The sequence below is a fragment of the Tsukamurella spumae genome (genome assembly GCF_012396015.1).
GTDB classification, from domain to species: Bacteria; Actinomycetota; Actinomycetes; order Mycobacteriales; family Mycobacteriaceae; genus Tsukamurella; species Tsukamurella spumae.
In genome coordinates this window covers 1-1468 of record NZ_JAAXOQ010000072.1, presented here as the reverse complement: position 1 = coordinate 1468, position 1468 = coordinate 1, and the positions used below count along the sequence as shown (strand labels likewise).

1 protein-coding gene is annotated in these 1468 nt (G+C 65.7%); it reads right to left on the bottom strand.

Translation table 11 applies throughout. The features are described from left to right. Positions 1-30: 30 nt before the first annotated feature. Positions 31-1341: an ISL3 family transposase gene (locus tag HF999_RS22090; RefSeq protein WP_168547901.1), complete on the bottom strand. Its 1311-nt coding sequence runs from the start codon at positions 1339-1341 to the stop codon at positions 31-33. Positions 1342-1468 lie beyond the last annotated feature (127 nt).

Below are 1468 nucleotides of genomic sequence, written 5' to 3'. Positions count from 1 at the left end.
GGCTCTTCGAAGTTGAGCGGGCAAACTTGCTTAGCAGTGGAATTGCTGGATGCTGGCCCGCTGGGCGCGGGTGCAGTGGAATCGTATCCTGCGGCGTGAGTTTTCGGTGTTGCGGAAGCCGCAGGCGACGCGTTTGACCTGCTTGACCAGGCGGTTCATACCTTCGGTGCGTGCGTTGGTGATGCCGGTGTCGATGAACGCCAAGATGGCCGGCCACCACGCCTCGATCGTCGTTGCGAGGCGGGTGAGTTCGGGCAGCTCGGCGTCGGCGCACCAGGTGTAGAACTGGTAGAGCCGGGCCTGGATTTCGTGATGGTCGGCGCCGTCGCGTGCACTGGCGAGCAGGTGCCGCAGTTGCTCCTTCGCGATGTAGGCGGTGAGGATCTGATCGGTCCGGTCGTGGTCGATCAGCGCATTCCACATCCGAGTGAAAGACTTCTCCGACAACCTTTCCCGACCGGTGAGCAGTCGGCGTCGGTTCGCCCACTCTGGATCGTTCTTGCGGCCCCGACGGCCATGCCTGTCGAAGGTGACCCGCCGCCGCACCGCGGTGACCGCGTCATTGGCGAGCTTGACCAGGTGGAAGTGATCGACCACGACCTGCGCGTTCGGCAGCACTGCAGTGGCCGCTGCCGCGTAGGCCGCAGCCGGGTCGATCGCTACGTGGGTGATCGACTCCCGGAACGCCGCGCTCTGCCCGGCCAGCCAGCCGGTCACCGCGACGGTGGTGCGGCCCTCGACCTGCCCCAACAGGCCCTGGTCGCCGCTGATGTCAATGAATCCGGTGTCCCACGGATCAACCCGCACCCACCGTCGGCCAGTCGCGTCACGGACCCAGCGGGGCTTGCCACGGCGGGTCTCATCGATGCCGAGCACTCGCACCGGTGCCGGCGCGGCCAGCACCTGCTCAGCGTGCTCAACGAACGCGGCATGCGCGGTCGGCCACGTCACGCCCGCTGCAGCGGCGACCTCGGCCACGGACCGGGCGTTCTCCCCGATGTCCCGCCCGATCGCCGTGCGCAGCCGACTGGTCGTCCGCCGCCGCGCAGGCACCTGGCCGACATGCTCGGTGAACGTGACCTGATCGCAGGCATCGTTGCGGCATCGATAGCGAGTCTTCCTCCACCGCAACCGGATTGCATCATCCCCGTATCGCAGATCACGAGGATGAGTGACCGCGTGATCCTTCACCGCCGTCGACGCGACGCCACACGACGGGCACATCGCAGCGTCGGGATCGCAGGTGATCAACTCCACCACCCGAGTCCGATCAGACGACACCGAAACGTTCGTGACCTGCAGCCCTTCCAGGCCCAACAACAACGACGTAGGCTCGCTCATGCCCCTGGTACTCCTCACCGAAATCGGAATGCTTCGCAACATCCAGATTTCCGGAGACCAGGGGCTCCTCACGTCAACGACACGCTGAACCTCTGACCAGGCACTGCCCGCTCAAGCTTGAAGAGCC

Excerpts from the sequence above, each read along its gene's own strand:
- HF999_RS22090 (WP_168547901.1), bottom strand. The coding sequence starts at position 1,341 with ATGAGCGAGCCTACGTCGTTGTTGTTGGGCCTGGAAGGGCTGCAGGTC.